This window comes from Microbulbifer zhoushanensis (assembly GCF_021729055.1).
Lineage (GTDB): Bacteria > Pseudomonadota > Gammaproteobacteria > Pseudomonadales > Cellvibrionaceae > Microbulbifer > Microbulbifer zhoushanensis.
On the sequence record NZ_JAJSAO010000001.1, the window covers coordinates 690,825 to 707,345 of the forward strand.

At 61.3% G+C, this 16,521-nt stretch carries 13 protein-coding genes and 1 tRNA gene; 7 read left to right on the forward strand and 7 right to left on the reverse strand.

From position 1 onward, the window contains the following. The first annotated feature begins 369 nt into the window (after positions 1–369). A tRNA-Arg gene (locus LVD10_RS03025) sits at positions 370–445 on the forward strand. A 316-nt stretch (positions 446–761) separates the two neighbouring features. Continuing rightward, entirely contained in the window at positions 762–2,213 is a 1,452-nt protein-coding gene (locus LVD10_RS03030; protein ID WP_237061776.1) for a hypothetical protein, read from the forward strand. A gap of 11 nt (positions 2,214–2,224) precedes the next feature. Here LVD10_RS03030 and LVD10_RS18025 read toward each other — a convergent pair whose 3' ends face one another. The 3 genes from LVD10_RS18025 to LVD10_RS03040 all read right to left on the reverse strand — a co-directional run bounded on the left by LVD10_RS18025 (position 2,225) and on the right by LVD10_RS03040 (position 5,638). Further along, positions 2,225–4,243 (reverse strand): mechanosensitive ion channel family protein, encoded by a 2,019-nt coding sequence (locus tag LVD10_RS18025; protein WP_237061777.1) that lies wholly within the window; start codon positions 4,241–4,243, stop codon positions 2,225–2,227. 158 nt (positions 4,244–4,401) lie between these two features. Continuing rightward, positions 4,402–4,527: a hypothetical protein gene (locus LVD10_RS17900; RefSeq protein WP_255701151.1), complete on the reverse strand. Its 126-nt coding sequence runs from the start codon at positions 4,525–4,527 to the stop codon at positions 4,402–4,404. A gap of 94 nt (positions 4,528–4,621) precedes the next feature. After that, on the reverse strand, positions 4,622–5,638 hold the full coding sequence (locus tag LVD10_RS03040) for an isoaspartyl peptidase/L-asparaginase family protein (protein WP_232942955.1): 1,017 nt from the start codon (positions 5,636–5,638) through the stop codon (positions 4,622–4,624). Positions 5,639–5,876: 238 nt separating this feature from the next. Here LVD10_RS03040 and LVD10_RS03045 point away from each other — a divergent pair, with 238 nt between their 5' ends. Both LVD10_RS03045 and LVD10_RS03050 read left to right on the forward strand, forming a co-directional pair. After that, a complete protein-coding gene (locus LVD10_RS03045) occupies positions 5,877–6,551 on the forward strand; it encodes a type 1 glutamine amidotransferase domain-containing protein (protein WP_232942956.1) in 675 nt (224 codons plus the stop codon). Between the two features lie 288 nt (positions 6,552–6,839). Further along, positions 6,840–7,532, forward strand: a complete 693-nt coding sequence (locus LVD10_RS03050; RefSeq protein ID WP_232942957.1) for a 2OG-Fe(II) oxygenase — start codon at positions 6,840–6,842, stop codon at positions 7,530–7,532. A 429-nt stretch (positions 7,533–7,961) separates the two neighbouring features. On the opposite strand, the gene LVD10_RS03055 is transcribed toward LVD10_RS03050, so the two are convergent. Further along, positions 7,962–8,831 carry an SIS domain-containing protein gene (locus LVD10_RS03055; protein WP_232942958.1) on the reverse strand — a complete coding sequence of 290 codons (870 nt, stop codon included), beginning with the start codon at positions 8,829–8,831 and terminating at the stop codon, positions 7,962–7,964. A gap of 216 nt (positions 8,832–9,047) precedes the next feature. Here LVD10_RS03055 and LVD10_RS03060 point away from each other — a divergent pair, with 216 nt between their 5' ends. The 3 genes from LVD10_RS03060 (at position 9,048) to murQ (ending at position 12,601) form a co-directional block, all read left to right on the forward strand. After that, on the forward strand, positions 9,048–10,622 hold the full coding sequence (locus LVD10_RS03060) for a sodium:solute symporter (protein ID WP_232942959.1): 1,575 nt from the start codon (positions 9,048–9,050) through the stop codon (positions 10,620–10,622). Next, the gene (locus LVD10_RS03065; protein ID WP_237061778.1) at positions 10,619–11,488 is read left to right on the forward strand and encodes a glucosamine kinase nucleotide-binding domain-containing protein; all 870 of its coding nucleotides are present in this window, start codon (positions 10,619–10,621) and stop codon (positions 11,486–11,488) included. The genes LVD10_RS03060 and LVD10_RS03065 overlap by 4 nt, the downstream gene beginning before the upstream one ends. A gap of 138 nt (positions 11,489–11,626) precedes the next feature. After that, positions 11,627–12,601 carry an N-acetylmuramic acid 6-phosphate etherase gene (murQ, locus tag LVD10_RS03070; RefSeq protein WP_237061779.1) on the forward strand — a complete coding sequence of 325 codons (975 nt, stop codon included), beginning with the start codon at positions 11,627–11,629 and terminating at the stop codon, positions 12,599–12,601. A gap of 122 nt (positions 12,602–12,723) precedes the next feature. On the opposite strand, the gene glcF is transcribed toward murQ, so the two are convergent. The 3 genes from glcF to LVD10_RS03085 are packed head-to-tail and all read right to left on the reverse strand — an operon-like array spanning position 12,724 to position 16,504. Beyond that, complete coding sequence (gene glcF, locus LVD10_RS03075) at positions 12,724–13,995, reverse strand: glycolate oxidase subunit GlcF (protein ID WP_237061781.1); 1,272 nt, start codon at positions 13,993–13,995, stop codon at positions 12,724–12,726. 3 nt (positions 13,996–13,998) lie between these two features. After that, complete coding sequence (gene glcE / locus LVD10_RS03080) at positions 13,999–15,063, reverse strand: glycolate oxidase subunit GlcE (protein WP_237061783.1); 1,065 nt, start codon at positions 15,061–15,063, stop codon at positions 13,999–14,001. Then, entirely contained in the window at positions 15,056–16,504 is a 1,449-nt protein-coding gene (locus LVD10_RS03085; RefSeq protein ID WP_237061785.1) for an FAD-linked oxidase C-terminal domain-containing protein, read from the reverse strand. Before LVD10_RS03085 ends, glcE begins: the two co-directional genes overlap by 8 nt. Positions 16,505–16,521 lie beyond the last annotated feature (17 nt).

The window sequence follows — 16,521 nt, forward strand, 5'->3', positions numbered from 1 at the left end:
ACGAAACTCCAATATTTCGATCTGCCAGGGCAGATTCACCCTTGTTGTTTTTGTTGTGCACCTGCAGATTAATCAGCTCCGAGGATGCTGGTCAAGCAAAATTTGCATCCCCAAAACCGGCTATTTCGCCGTCGTAACACACCCGGGTTCCGGCGGGGAAAACTTCCCCTTAACCGGCTACCCGGGGCGGCAAATTAGCTGTCTTAAGTGACCGTCGTGCGACAATTTCTCGTCAGGAATATGAAACCATGTTCCCCGCCCCGCCCGGGCCACGGAAACACCCCTGTTACTACCGGTGACACTGGGCGCCACAGGCGCTAGAATACCGACCCTCCAGGCCGCCCGATCCCCGGATCTACCCGGCCTCACGCCCCCGTCGGTTAACAGGATAAACCACGGACCTCCTAAGTCCGCACTGCAGGTTCGAGTCCTGCCGGGGGCGCCAACTCTGCGCCGGAAGCCGATTTCCCCCACCCAACCTCCCGCTGAACAGCGGCACTCTCCCGACCAGCCCCACGCCCCGGACTGGCCGCTGGAGGCCCACGCTGCCAATTACAGCCCCCAAATGACGCCCTGAAAGCGCTGCTGGCACTCGTCGACTATTCTCTCGAATGCCCTCTCGCCCAGCGGTGCCGACTGTGCTCGCCCGATACCCTGGCAGGCAATTGAGCGCACCTGCCCTGAACGCAGTCCTTATAGCGCCAGGCGGGCGGGCCCGGAATGGATGCCGGACGAGTCACAAACAAGGAAAAGGTAACGAAGTGATAAAGCATGGTACGGCCGTCGCACTGGTTGCCGGCAGCCTCGCGGTGCTCCCGGCCGCCGGGCTCACAGCTCAGTCGACGGGGACCCTGGATACTCCCGCGCCCCCAACCGGGCACGACACGCCCAAACTGGCCCAGCGAGTAGTCGAGGCCCCACCCCGGGCACCGGCCCCGGATGAGAATCGCGCCCCCGCGCCAAGCTACTATCCCAGCGGCACACCGGCGCCGCCGTCGGCCTGGGGCTCCTACGAACCCGGCAAGGGGTTCGTGCTGTTGCGCTCGGATATGGGCGAGGTGAACTTCAGCATCTTCAGCTATGTCCGCTACCTGAACCAGGAAAACCTCGAAGACACCTACACCGACAGTTTCGACAGGACTTTCGATGTCAGCATCCGCAACCAGATGCAACTGCAGAAGGTCAACCTCACGTTCAAGGGCTGGATTTTCGACCCGAAATTCCAGTATCGCTTTTACACCTGGACCAGCAACTCCAACCAGGGCCAATCGGCCCAGGTGGTGGTGGCCGGTTACCTGAGCTACCTGTTCAATGACAATTTCAAGCTCGGCGCCGGCATCAATGCCCTGCCCACCAACCGCACCACCAACGGCACCTTCCCCAACTGGCTGAAGGTGGACCACCGCACCATTGCCGATGAATTCTTCCGTGGCTCATACACCACTGGCTTGTGGGCCTGGGGCGAGATCACGGACAAGATCGAGTACCGGGCCATGATTGGCAACAACCTGAGCCAGCTGGGCGTGGACGCCGATGAGCTGGACGACCATTTCAACACCCTCTCGGGCGCGCTGTGGTGGATGCCCACCACCGGTGAGTACGGCCCCGCCAATGGCTTCGGCGATTTTGAGTTCCATACCGAGCCGGCCACCCTGTTCGGAATCCACTACACCCGCAGTGACGAGGACGCCCAGGGCCAGCCCCAGGTAAACAGCTTTGATAACAGCCAGATCCGGCTGTCGGACGGCACGCGGATTTTCTCTCCCGACCCTTTTGACGTCGGCGTTAATATCTCTGACGCCACGTACCAGATGGCAGCTGTCAACGGCGGCATCAAGTACTGTGGTTATTCTCTCGACGTGGAGTACTACTGGCGCAAGGTCAATGATTTCAGGACTATTATCCTGAACGATACCGATACCGGCCTGCCGGTGGATGACCTCTGGGATCACGGCTTCCAGCTGCAGGGGTCGACCATGCTGAAGCCCAAGACCCTGCAGATGTTTGTGGCCGGCTCGAAAATCAATGGTGAGTATGGCGATCCCTGGGACCTGGCGCTGGGCTTCAACTTCTACCCCTTCAAACGCCGCGAGCTGCGCCTGACGGCACAATTCCTCTACCTGGATAATTCACCAGTAGGCTACAACAGCGTGCCCTTCTCCCTCGGCGGCAATGGTGTCGTATTCAACACCGAGTTGATGCTGGCTTTCTGACCCGGCCGGCCCTAGCCCTCCGAACCTGGGGAGCCCTCGGGAGGATAGTAGACGGTATTACGGAGGGCCGCACGCTGTTCCGCGGTAAAGTTCGGGAATGGCATCTGCTGTGCTGCGGCCCACTCGCGCACATGGGCTTCAGCTGTTTTCTGGACTTCCTCATCAATACCGCCATCGCGGGTAAAGTAAACGGTCTGGGAAGGAAATGCGAAATCGGTGCCTGACCGCCGCACGATCCGGAAAACCCGGAAATAGATATCCTCGGAGATGGCACGGAACTCCGGGTACTCATTGGTACTGACATCCACCCGCAGTTCCACCAGCAATGCCGAGTCGCCGAAGCCGGCAAAGCGCACCGAGGGCTCATCGTCGGCAACCCGGGGATGCCCCACCAGCATCTCACGGATATTCACCAGCACGTAGCGCAACTGGTCCTCGCTGGTCTCAAAGCGCAGCGTCAGTATCGTGCGCAGGAGGATATGGCTGCGCGTGGAATAGTTGACGATATGCATCTGGCTGAAGTCGGCGTTGGGGATGGTCGTCAGGCTGTTGTCAATGCCCCGCAGGCGCGTCGAACGCATACCGATACTCTCCACGGTGCCCGCGCGCTGGAAATCCTCGCTGGAATCTTCCCCGTAACGACAGAAGTCACCCACCCTGACCGGTTTATCGCCAAACAGGTTGAGGCTACCAATGAAATTCTCGAATGAACCGCGCATCGCCAGGGCGATGGCGATACCGCCGATACCAAAACCGGCCAACAGGCTGTAAAGCGGGGCCCCGAGGCGGCTACTCAACAGGAAGACCACCCCGATCACCCCGGCGATTCCCACCGTCCGCGCAATAAAGCGCAGCAGGTGGGCATCCAGGCTCTCACCGTGAACGCTGGAGCGATTGATATAAATTTCCATCAGCGCCGGAGGCAGGGTCCAGGCCAGCCAGGCCATGGCCAGGTGACTCACCACTTCCGCCAACAATGAGACTCCCCCGCCAATCACGTCCGTCAGGGTCAGCTGCTGGTGCAGGAAAGCGGACAACGGTTGTATCACCAGGAGCACCGCCAGTGGCACGATAAAGCGGGACAACCTCACCAGCAAGTGGGGACTTTTCCGGAAGTTTGTAATGGCGCGCTGAACGACAAACAGGACGGCAATAAACAGGGAAAAAATCCCCACCAGCGCAATCCACTTCCATACAGCCTGCCGGAACACGCTGCGCTTCATCCAACCCGGAAAGGATTCAATCAGCTCGGGAGGCACCAGCCAGCCGCGCATCGCCAGGTAGGGACGCATGTCGGCGTAATGGGGAATCGGCACGTCGCGCCGGTAGGGAAGATGGCGCACACGCTGGTAAAACTCGGCCGCGCGCGCAACCGTATCGGCGGAAAAGAGGAATTCACCGCTCTGCGGGCCCTCCGCTACCCGCACCAGGGTGATATCCGTGTGGGGAATGGTCCAGCTCACCGAGCTGGCGATACCGGTGGACTGCCCCTGGGTCGTATCCCCCTGGCTGCCAGTCCCGGGTAGCGGGGATGTCACCGGCTTTTCGGCAGATGCATCGGCTCCGGAAACCACTTTCGCCAGGCTGTTCACCTCCTCCCTGCCCGGGATTTCCTCAAGAGGCGGCAGTTCGATGCGGGACAGGACCTCGTAAAGGTAAATTGCTGCATCGTTACCCACGTCGGCTCGCGCCGCCGGTGGGATCCGACTGAGGTCCAGCATGCGCCTGACCCGCGCCTGCTTTTCATCGAGCTTCTGAGCCAGTTCACGGCTCGGGTCGCCCCAGAACTGTCCCTTGGCGAATTGCCCCATCTGGTCACCCACGGCCAGGAATGAGGTGATGGTGGCACGCGGACTGGCCAGGTCGAGGGGGTCCAGGGGGTAATTACGGCGCTTTTTCCCCGCCACTTCCTCGACTATCGGCGCACTGGGCTCCTTGTGATCGTGTGGAGCCTCATCATCGGTGGCCTGCCCGAACACCAGTGCGGGGATAAACAAGAGACAGGCGAGACCAATTCGTAAGAGCCGCACGCACACCCCAGCAGCGGGCTCCCGACAGGAGCCCGGTCAACTCGAAACCAGTATCCCAAGAAGATAGACGAAGCTGGGCGCTGTGGCACGAATGGGGGCACCGCGCGGCCAGTGGGGTCACGGCAGTGTCCACGAAGAAATCACCTGCCAGTCGCGTTTTAGCCCAGAGCCTGGTACATCAGCAGGACCGCAAACAGTCCCGCCAGCAATACCCAGCCCCAGAAAATGCGCACCGAGCGCTCTGCCTGGCGGTTGCGGCGATGTCGCGTTGCTTTGCGTGTCATACGGACTCCCCCTTTCAGAACGAATGCACTGCAAATGTAGCACAGGGCGACGCGGCCATCGGCCGCGGGGCCTGCAAGTCACGCGGGGCGGGAATTACTCCCCAAAAATCGCTACGCTCGCCGGCTGGCTGCTGGTCCGGCTGCCCCGGTACATGCCGGCGGTATTGAATACCAGTGCGACATTCCCCTGCGCATCGAGGACGATGACTCCGCCGGTGCCGCCCACCGGTTTGAGCACATCGTTGATGACGGTTTCTGCTGCCTCGCGGACAGTCTTGCCCTGGTATTGCACCCGCGCACAGATATCCGCGGCAACACTGAAACGGATAAAGTATTCCCCATGTCCGGTGGCGGAAACAGCGCACGAATCATTGTCGGCGAAGGTTCCCGCCCCGATCACCGGCGAGTCGCCGATACGCCCGTAGCGCTTGGCGGTCATACCACCAGTAGAAGTGCCCGCGGCAATATTGCCCTCGCGATCCAGGGCAACGGCGCCGACAGTGCCCATTCGGTATGGCACTGGCAGCGCGTTTACCGAGGCCTGGTCACCACCCTTGCGGTCCAGCTTCTGCTTCGCCTCGTCCAGCTGCCGCCGCCGGTGCTCGGTATCAAAAACACTGTTCTCGACCATGGCCATACCCTGCGCCCGGGCAAACTCCTCTGCGCCCTCGCCGGCCAGCATCACAAACGGTGACTTCTCCATCACCATTTGCGCCAGGTCAATGGGGTTGGCTATGCGGGATACCCCGGCCACAGCGCCCGCCTGACGGGTGCGCCCATCCATAATCGAGGCGTCCAGTTCATGGGTGCCGTCATAGGTATAGACGGCGCCCCGGCCGGCATTGAAGAGCGGCGAGTCTTCGAGCACATTAATTGCCGTCGTCACCGCGGCCAGGCTGGTGCCCCCCGCCTCCAGGATCGCATAGCCTTTTGCCAGGGCCTCCTCCAGCTTGGCGCGATAAGCTTTTTCACGCTCAGCAGTCATCTTGCTTTTCTCGATGGTACCGGCACCGCCGTGAATAGCGATGGCGAGCGGGCGGTCTTCCGCCGCCGTCACCACGCCACACAGCAGCATACCGACGATACCGGCCAAGGAGATCATTCTTTTCATGGGAGTTGACGCCTTTTTCTTTTACGTTTGCAGCATTTATTAGTACCACTTTGGCCCGGGTAGCGAAAGAGTTCACCGACAGACCGCACTTGCAGACAAATCATCAACGGGGTAATCCAAAAGCTGAAATACACGAATAAAGGAACCTCAGGCAGCCTATGATTGCCAACAGAGTGTGCGCCGTGTTCGGGGCGACCCGTGCGCCACAATTGCAACCAAGTATCGAGGTAACCGAACGATGAAGATCCTGATGGTTCTGACTTCCCACGACCAACTGGGCGACACCGGCGAGAAAACCGGCTTCTGGCTGGAAGAGTTTGCCGCCCCCTACTATGTATTCAAAGATGCCGGTGCCGATATCACCCTGGCATCCCCGCAGGGGGGACAGCCACCCCTGGACCCGAAAAGCGATGCCCCCGATTTCCAGACAGAGTCCACTGAGCGTTTTGCCAAAGACCAGGAAGCCCAGCAACAGCTGGCAAATACAGGCAAGCTGTCAGGTGTCAACCCGGGGGACTTCGACGCGGTATTTTATCCCGGTGGCCACGGCCCGCTCTGGGACCTCGCGGAAGACCAGGACTCCATCAAGCTGATTGAGTCCATGTATGCCACCGGCAAGCCGGTGGGAGCAGTATGTCACGCCCCGGCCATCTTCCGGCATACCGGGAATAGCGAGGGCCAGCCCCTGGTAAAGGGCAAGAATGTGACCGGGTTCAGTAATTCCGAGGAAGATGCTGTGGGACTGACCGATGTCGTACCATTCCTGGTCGAGGATATGCTCAAGGAAAAAGGCGCAAACTATAGTCGCGGCAGCGACTGGGAAAGCTTTATTGTAAAGGATGGCCACTTGGTAACCGGCCAGAACCCCGCCTCCTCGGAAGCGGCTGCAGAAGCCCTGCTCAAGTTACTCTAGCTCCTGGCGCCGGCGATGCACGAATCGCCGGCGCACCCCTCCCGCTGGCCAAAACCGCGTTCCTGCCCATCAAGCAGGTCACTGCCGGGGCATCCTCAATATCCCAACAGGTGTTTTGGCGCGGTATTAAACCGCACCAAAAGAGATCACAATTGGCTTCTTCCCAGGCTTCTGATAAATTTTTTATTGCGAATCACTTAAAACAATAATCGCGACAAGGGTTACGGGACACTCGTCAAGAAAAGGTCTGCTCGGGCTGATTGGCAGCCTCATAGAGGACATAATAAGATGACAGCTGTAATCGAAGAATGTGCTGAGTGGCTGACCCCAGCCTCGCTGAACAATGCAGAACCGCTTGTCAGGTCAGAACCCTTCCACTTCCTGGTTGCAAGGAACCTACTGCCGACTGGCATGATGGACTCAGTGTCGGCCCACTTCCCAAAGCTTAAAGGCGCAGGCTACCTGCCCTATGAAGCTGAACAGTGTGGAGACAGTGTAAATGCCCTGGTCGCACGACTGGTCGATCACGAGTTTGCCAATGCACTGGGCGACAGGCTTGGTATCGACAACCTGGCGCAATACCCTACCTACGTGTCGATTTCACGCACGCTGAAGAAGCGCCATGGCAAGATCCACACCGACGGCAAGTCCAAGGTAGCCACCGCCCTGCTCTACCTGAATCAGGACTGGAAAGGCCGCCGCGATGGTTGCCTGCGGTTCCTCAATCGGATCGATGACTTTGACGATACCGTCATACCTGAAATCCCCCCCGTATATGGCACACTGGCGGCCTTCAAAAGGGCCGATAATTCTTTCCACGGTCATCTGCCATTCCAGGGCGAACGCCATGTTATCCAGGTGGCCTGGCTGGTAAACGCAGATGAGAAACTGCGCAAGGCGAAACGCGGCCGACTGTCCCACAAGCTGAAAAGGCTACAAGCCTGGTTGGGAAAAAAGCTCGGTGGTCGCAATCCGGGATAGCCGACATGATGCCACCGGAACCCCTGGTTGCCTCCCGCCCCCACGCAGTCCACCCTCCACTCCGGAAAATCACAGCCCACAAAAAAGCGGTGGGCAACGCCCACCGCTTCAAACCCAACCCGACCTCGGAAGAATACGGAATTGGACAGTTCAAGGTGAAAATCCGGATTTCCCGCAATGAAGCAAACGGAAGGAAAACCCGGCGTCCCCGGCAGTAACACTGGCTCGATGCTGTGACCAAATATCACTGCTTACGGAACAGATAAGAATATATTATTCCTACACGCCCGCATCAACCCTTGCGACTGAAAAGCGGTGCAATTGCAAAATTAAAGGGATGATTGGCAGGACACCTGCCACAAATGACAGCTTAGTCGCACCCACAACTCACCGGGGATGCGTCGCCGTATCTAGTCGCGACCCCGCTGTTCACCGGGTACGCTTGCCGCCCTTGCCGCGCCGGAACACATTTACCGCTGCCCGGCTGCGCTCGAACAGCTCCTTCGCCTGCCCATCTCGCTGCGAAACCAGGATAAACAGCAAGTCGGTAATCATGTGCTGCGCCGTGCGTGCGAGAATTGAAGAGCTGCGCACCTCCGACTCATCAGAGACGCAGAAAAGGTTAATCCCGGCCAGTTCCACCAGCGCATTGCGGGAAAAGCCGGTCAGGGAAATCACATCGGCCCCACAATTCAGGCCGTTCTCCGCCACCTGCAGGACGTCCTGGGTCTGGCCGGATTCGGAAATGGCAAACACCAGGTCACCCTTGCCCAGGGTCGCAGCGTTGGCCACCTGGACATGGCTGTCACTCTCCGCGAGCACTGCCTTACCCAGCTTCATCAGCTTGAATGCCAGGTCCCGCGCCACCAGCGATGAGGCGCCCACCCCGGCGAGCAGGATCCTGTCGGCACTGTGCAGCAGCTCCACAGCCTGTTGCAGGTGCTCCTCGCTGTTTACGGTGAGGCTCTCGTTCAGGGCCACGGTTTTGCGCGCAATCAATTTTTGCGCCACCGTCGACAGATCATCGTCAGTAGAAATGTCACCGTGAATCACTTTCGGCAGCAGCGACGTCCTTGCCAGCGATTCAGTCAGTGAGAGTTTGAGGTCCGAATAGCCCTTGTAGCCGAGCTTCTGGCTGAACTTCACCACGCTGGACTGGGATACGCCCACGGACTCTGCCAGTGACTTGGACGAATGGCTGCGAACTTCCTCGACATTTTCCAGGAGGAAGTCCGCGATACGTCGCTCATGATTGGACATGGATTCCCGCATCGTGCGGATCTTGGCGATTGAGCCCATAACCATTTCTCTCTGCAGGGGCTAACCCGAACGTGAAAAAGATGCCAACGATAACATGCCAGTGCCCCGCGGGCGGTCCCCGGTTGGCAGCCTTTGCGCCGCAAAGGAATAAATGATACCAATAAGAGTATAACTAAGGAATAATTACTCACTGCATGGTGAATGGCGTGCCAACCAGGCTGGCCGCCAGTATATGAATCGACAGGTATGCCGGTTATGAATCTCCAGTTCACCGCCCTGGATTGGGCCATCTTTGCGATTTATGGCGCCGTGCTGGTGGCCAGTGGCTGGTATTTCAGCCGGCAGAGAGCAGACGACAGCCGCGATTATTTCCTCGCCCACAATAGTATGCCCATGTGGATGGTGGCCATTTCCACGCTGGCTACCACCCAGTCCGCGGCAACCTTCCTTGGCGGTCCGGACCTGGGCTACCGCGGCGATCTCACCTACCTGTTCACCAACCTGGGCGCACTGCTAGCGGCCCTGGTCGTGGCACGCCACCTGATCCCACGGTTTTACGCCCAGCGGGTCACCACCGTCTACGAGCTGCTGCAATCCCGCTTCGGCGCCAATTCGAAATACCAGGCCGGGGGGATGTACCTGCTGGGGCGGGTCTTCGCCAGCGGCGCCCGGCTTTACATGGCGGCGATAGCCGTTTCCATGATCCTCTTCAACGATATCGACTCCGACCACGTGGTGCTCGCGGTCCTGCTACTGACCCTGGTGGGCCTTTTGCAGACCTTTGTCGGCGGGGTGCGCTCGGTGATCCAGAGCGACGTTCTCCAGTGCATGGTTTATGTCAGTGCCGCGTTCGCGGTGATCGCAGTGCTGCTCTGGCAGATTCCCACAGGTCCCGCGGAGATATTCGCCGCACTGAACCAGCCCGCCGGGGGAGAGCCATCCAAACTGGCACTGGTGGATACCAGCTGGGACCTGGGTGATCCCTTCAATATCTGGTCCACCTTTACCGGCTTCGTACTGCTGAACATCGCCGCCTTCGGGCTGGACCAGGATGTCACCCAGCGCCTGCTGACCTGTAAGAACCAGCGCGACGGTGCCCGGGCAATGATTACCTCGGTGGTAATGGTCGCACCGGTCATGGCTGTCTTTATGGGTATCGGCCTGCTGCTGTATGTTTTCTACCAGCGCCCCGAGCTGATGGGGGGTATGGCGGTATCCACACCCTCCGGCGGTGATATCACCGTGTTCATGCACTATGTACTGAACGAAATGCCAGCCGGCCTGCGTGGCCTGGTTACCATCGGTGTGATTGCCGCCGCCCTGTCGACGCTGAACTCCAGCCTCAATTCCATGGCCAGCGTCCTGACCGAGGACCTTTATCGCCCCTGGCAGGAAAAGCGTGGCGGGGACAAACCGGCACGGCATTTTGTCGTTGCCGGGCGTGTGTCCATGGCGGCAATTGCGGCAGCTCTGAGCGGTATGGCCATCCTGTGCTTCTACTGGCAACAGGTCAGCGACCTGCCACTACTCACTTTCGCCCTGTCGGTGATGGTCTTTGCCTACTCCGGCCTGCTGGGGGTTTTCTTTACCGTGCTGTTTACCCGCCGCGGCAATGGCACCAGTGCCGCCCTGGCACTGGCGGCCGGTTTTGTCGCCACGCTGCTGCAGCAACCCTGGATGATCAGCCTCTATACCGGCGACGAGAACCCGGTGGCGCTGGCTTTTACCTGGCAGCTCTGCCTGGGTACAGCCATCGCCTTCGCCCTTTGCTGCCTGGGCAAACCGGCCGTCGAAAAGGCCGCGGAGCCAATGCGGAGTGCCAGCGCATGAGCGACTGGAGCATTGGCATCGACGGCGGTGGCACCAAGACACTGGCCCGGCTCCAGGGAAACGGGGAAACACTGGAACTCCGCGGTGGACCGGCGTCGCTGACCCAGGACCAGTCCGGCGCCATTGGCAATATCACCACGCTGTGCCGGCAATTGCTGGCACAGCGGCAGCTGGCGCCAGAACAGGTCGCACTCGCCTGCGGCGTGGCCGGGGCCGGTAACAGCGCCGCGGCCGAATCGCTTCAGGGCCACCTGGAATCCATGGGCTTTCGCAGTGTCCGGGTCTGCTCCGATGCCATAACGTCACTGTTCGGCGCGGCCGGCGGCACCCCGGTGGTGGTGGCCGCGGTGGGAACCGGCTCGGTGGTGATGCGACTGAACCGCGACGGTACCAGCCGCCAGTTTGGCGGTTGGGGGCTGGCGGTTGGTGATGAGGGCAGCGGAGCCGCCATCGGCAAGGGAGCGGTGCGCGCCCTGCTGTGGGAGCTGGACCTGCACGGCCGGGCCGAAAGTGATTTCTGCCGCACTATAATGCAGCGCGTGGGCGGTGATCGCGCATCGATATTACCGTGGTTGCAGACTGCAGGGTCATACGAGTACGCGGCGCTGGCTCCTGCCGTCTTCGAACACCTGCCCGCTTGCGCCCGTGCGCGGGCGATCGTAACCGAGCGTGTGGCCGAGGTGGAGCGCCTGGTTCGTGCTGCCCTCGGCGACGACGACCTGCCGCTGACCCTGCTCGGGGGGCTGGCAGATCGCCTGGCGCCACACTTTCCGGCAGACCTGCGGGCGCGGCTGGTCCCGCCCCGGGGCAGTGCGCTCGATGGCGCCTGTGCCCTCGCCCGCCAGGAGGTCCGGGAACATGCCTGACCTGCCCCGTTCAGCTGCCCCGGCCAACACGCCCACTTCGCCTCCACTGGCAGGGGAATCCGTAACCGGGCCATTACCATTACCAGAAGCGACCAAAATGGAACACAGCAAAATGGAACACAGGTGGAAGCCATAGCGATGAAGCAAAATCTGATTCAGGAACTGAGTCGCCTGACCAGCGAGGCGCGCAATCCGGACTCGCAGGATATTGACCTGCTACCCACGTCCGCGGTGCTGGAAAAAATCAATCGTGCTGACCGCGAGGTACCCGAGGCGGTGGGTAAAGTGTTGCCGGAAATTGCCGCTGCGGTCGAGAGTATCGTGAGCGCCTTTAAGAGTGGCGGCCGACTGGTTTACATGGGCGCGGGCACCAGTGGTCGGCTGGGGATCCTGGACGCAGTGGAATGCCCGCCCACTTACGGCGTTCCCGAGGATATGGTGGTTGCCCTGATCGCCGGTGGCGATGCGGCAGTTTACCGCGCCCAGGAGGGCGCCGAGGACGATCCCGCCATGGGCCGCAAGGATCTCCAGGACATAAATTTGCGCGCCGAGGATGTGGTAGTGGGGATCGCCGCCAGCGGTCGCACCCCGTATGTGCTGGGCGGGCTGGAATATGCCAACCAGGTCGGCTCTACAACCGTGGCACTTTCCTGCAACAAGGCGGCGGCCATCGCCACAGAGGCCGATATTGCCATCCTTCCGGAAGTAGGTCCGGAAATCCTCACCGGTTCCACCCGCATGAAAGCCGGGAGCGCCCAGAAACTGGTACTCAACATGCTGACCACTGCCAGCATGCTGCGACTGGGCAAGAGTTTCCACAACCTGATGGTGGATGTGCAGGCCACCAATGAAAAACTGGTGGGCCGCACTCGCCGGATTGTGATGGAAGCAACCGGCGTTTCTTACGAGGAGGCAGACCAGGTACTGGGCCAGTGCGACCACAACGCCAAGCTTGCCATAATGATGATCCTGGGAGACCTGGATACCGAGGCTGCGCGGCAGGCCCTCGATGAGGCAGACGGATTCCTGCGACTGGCCCTGCAGAAACTGGGCAAAGCGGATAACGACCCCGGGGGCCCGGGTGGTGGTGCCGGCACAGCCGTCAACGGCTGACCCGCCGCCCGGCTCTCTCGCCTTAACAAACCTCCCGTCGGGCCCGGCCACCGGGCCAGACTTACCTTTAACTGGCGGAGCTGCGACCGGTAACCAGCAGTAGCCCCCTTTTCGACTCAGCGTCAATCCAGCGCCGCAGCCACGGCCTCCAGCCAGTGGCGTACGGGCCGCCGGGTACCGCCCTGCAGGTACAAAAGGCAACCGATATTGGCGGTCAGGATCTCCTCCGGGTCACTCGCTTCCAGGTTTTCGAGTTTCTGCCGGCGCAGCGCGCGCGCGATTTTTGGTTGCAGGATGGAATAGGTTCCGGCGGAACCGCAGCACAGGTGGGCATCCTTTACCGCCGGCAATTCCACCCCCTGCTGCTGGAAAACCTGTTCCACACTGCCTGCCAGCCCCTGGCCGTGTTGCAGTGTGCAGGGACAGTGAAATACCGCCCGTGCCGGCAGTTTTGTGGCATCGATACCCAGGCGTCCCTCGCTGATGAGGTCTCTGACCACTTCCACCGGGTCGCGCATTTTATCCGCCAGTATCTGCGCGCGTTTCGCATAGTAGGGGTCATCGGCCAGCAATGTCGGGTAATCTTTCAACTGCACCCCACAACCGGAGGCTGTCGAGACGATCGCCCGGATACCCCTGCCACCCTCACTTTCCGCCTGCTCCAGCATCGGCCACCAGGTGTCGATGTTGTTGCGTGCGTATTCCCTTCCCTCATCCGGGGCGCTGGTGTGGGCACTGACGGCCCCGCAACAACCTGCGGCCCTTGGCGCCAGCAGTGGTACCCGGCAGTGGGACAGGATGCGCCTGAGCGACCCGTCGATACCTGGCCGCAGGTCGGGCTGCACACAGCCTGGCAACAGGATCACCGCCCCGCCCTCGGCTGACGTCGCCGAAACCCGCGGGGCGCTGGCAGCGCTGCTGCGCGCCTTTTGCCGGGGGAAGTAAACCCGCCGCAACCGTGGCGGCATCAGCGGGGCGGCAAACCGTCCCAGGCGCAGCAGCGAGGACAGCAAACCGGGAGTCAGCATCAGCTTCCGCAATAAAGCGCGCAGGCCGTCACCCACACGCCCGCGCGGCGCCAGTCGCTCGGTGGTGGCACGACCGATGGCCACCAGCTTGTGGTACTCGACACCCGAGGGGCAGGTTGTCTCACAGCTCTGACAGGTAACGCAGCGGTCCAGATGCAGGCGGGTGACATCACTGGAGGTACCTGTCTCAAGCATCTCCTTGATCAGGTAAATTCGCCCGCGCGGGCTGTCCAGCTCGTTGTATTCCTGCAGGTAAGTGGGACAGGTGGCAGTGCAGAACCCGCAGTGAACGCAGGCATTCAGTACTTTTTCAGCCCGTTGCGCATCACCGGGAGTGAGCAGGCCGTCGATGATGTTGACCTGCATGCGTCAGTCTCCCGCACCGTGGAAATGGGTTGAATAGAGGGCACGATTGAACAGGCCCGCGGGGTCAAAGGCATTGCGGACCCGTCGCTGCCAGTCCCTGGCAGGCGCCGGCAGTGCCAGCGCCTTGCCGCGCAATACCTGCAGGAAACCGCCCTGCTCCCGCGCCTGCCGCTGTAATTGCAGATGGTCCCCGCCACGAACCCAGACTCGTGCGCCCTCCCACTCCACCATTGCCTCCCCGGTCGCGGGCCGGAACTGCGAACGCGGCGGCAGGTTTACGCAGGCGAGCTGGTCGGTACAGAAAAACGGGTGGCGCAGGTCGCGCACTGCGAGCCAGTCCAGGTGGCTTTGCTCCCCGCCCAGGGAAGCAAGCGCGGCGGACACCGCCCGCTCGCGGCCCCGCAAATGCAGGTGCAGCTCCCCGTCGAGATAACAGGTCCCCCGCAGCAGGGGCCCGAGGGCCCGCGCGCGGCGCCACCACTCCGGCAGGTCTTCCGGTGTCACCCGGAAGAACCGGCTGGCACTGGTCTCGGGGCGCGGCAACAGCCGCAGGCTAACGTCCAGCAGCACGCCCAGGGTACCCAGTGCACCAGCCTGTAGTCGTGCCAGGTCGTAGCCGGCGACGTTTTTCATCACCTGCCCGCCAAAATTTACCAGGTCACCACGGCCGTTGATCATGCGGCAACCGAGCACCGCGTCGCGCAGGGACATACCATAGGGGCGCGCCGGACCATCCCAGCCGCAGGCAATGGCACCGCCGAGGGTACTGGCCAGACCGGGCTGCGGCATTGACGCGGCAAACTCCTGGTCGTGGCTGGCGAGCAGGGACTCCAGCTCCGACAGTGGTGTCCCGGCGCGCGCGCGCAAAACCAGTTCATCCGGCTGGTACTGGATCACGCCGCAATGGGCACTGCTATCGAGCACCGGTACCGCCTCATCCGTGTAGTCCCCCGGCAACAAGTGCGCACGGGTATTGGCACCGCGGATCCGCAGGCCCTTGCCGGCGGGATTTTCCAGGGCCTGGCGCACCGCCCGCTGTAGTTGCTCACTCATATTGTGCTCAGCCATTGCCCGTGTCCCGTCGCTGCTCACGGATCGCCCGGTATTCCTGGCAGTGCGCCAGGGTAGGAATCAGCTTGTCCGGGTTCAACAGGCCCCTGGGGTCGAGGGCCTGCTTGACCGCCAGGAACTGGGAAATTTCCGCATCGGAAAACTGCACCGCCATCTGGTTGATCTTTTCCATACCCACGCCGTGCTCCCCGGTAATCGTGCCGCCCACCTCGATGCAGTACTCGAGGATATCTGCGGCCAGCAGTTCCACCCGCTTGAGGGCATCGGCTTCCTCACCATTAAACATGATGATCGGGTGCAGGTTACCGTCTCCGGCGTGGAACACATTGGCGACACGGAGATTGTAACGGTGGGAAAAGGCGTCAATGGCCTCGAGAACATCGCCGATTCGGTGTCGCGGTACCGTGCCATCGATGCAGTAATAATCGGGACTCAGGCGGCCGATGGCGGGAAAGGCGCTCTTGCGGCCCTTCCACCACAATGCCCGTTGGGCCTCACTGTCCGCCAGTTGCACCCGGCTGGCCCCGGACTGGCCCAGCTCCTCCCGTACAAGGGAGAGTTCGGCCTCCACCTCATCGGGTGCGCCGTCCAGGTCAATAATCAGGATCGCCGCCGCATCCAGCGCATAGCCAGCGTGGCAGAACTCTTCTGTCGCGGAGATGGCAAGGGCATCCATCATTTCCATTGCCGCCGGGATCACACCGGCACGGACGATTGCGGAAACTGCATCGGAAGCGGCGCGGACGCTCGGAAAGTCAGCCATCAGGGTGCGGGTCTGCTCCGGCAGGGGCGTCAGCTTCACGGTGACTTCGGTAACAATACCCAGGCATCCCTCAGAGCCATGCACCAGTGCCAGCAGGTCATAGCCGGGCCGCGCCAATGTATCACCGCCTACAGACAGCACTTCTCCCTCGATTGTCACAATGCGCAGGGCGACCACATTGTGCACCGTGACCCCATACTTCAGGCAGTGCACGCCACCGGCGTTTTCCGCCACATTGCCTCCGATCGAGCAGGCGATCTGGGACGAGGGGTCGGGGGCATAATAAAGGCCATGTGCCGCAGCAGCACGGGAGATCTGCTCATTGATGGCACCGGGCTGCACCCGGGCGGTCAAGCTGTCCGGGCACAGGGAGAGGATTTCACTCATCGGCGCAGTCACCAGCAATACGCCACGCCCATAGGGCTTTGCCCCTGCCGACAGGCCGGTGCCGGCCCCGCGGGTGACCAGTGGCACACTGTGCTGGTGGCACAGGCGCGCCGTCGCCACCACATCCGCCTCACTGCGGGCCAGCACCACGGCCACGGGGCGCTCACAGTAAACGGGCAATGCATCGCACTCGAATGGTGCTACCTGTTCGCGCCGGCTCAGTACTCGTCCTGCGCCAACGGCGCGGCGCAGCGCTGATATGATCGGTGCTCCCTGCCCCTCAGTCATGCCGTGAATCCTTTACT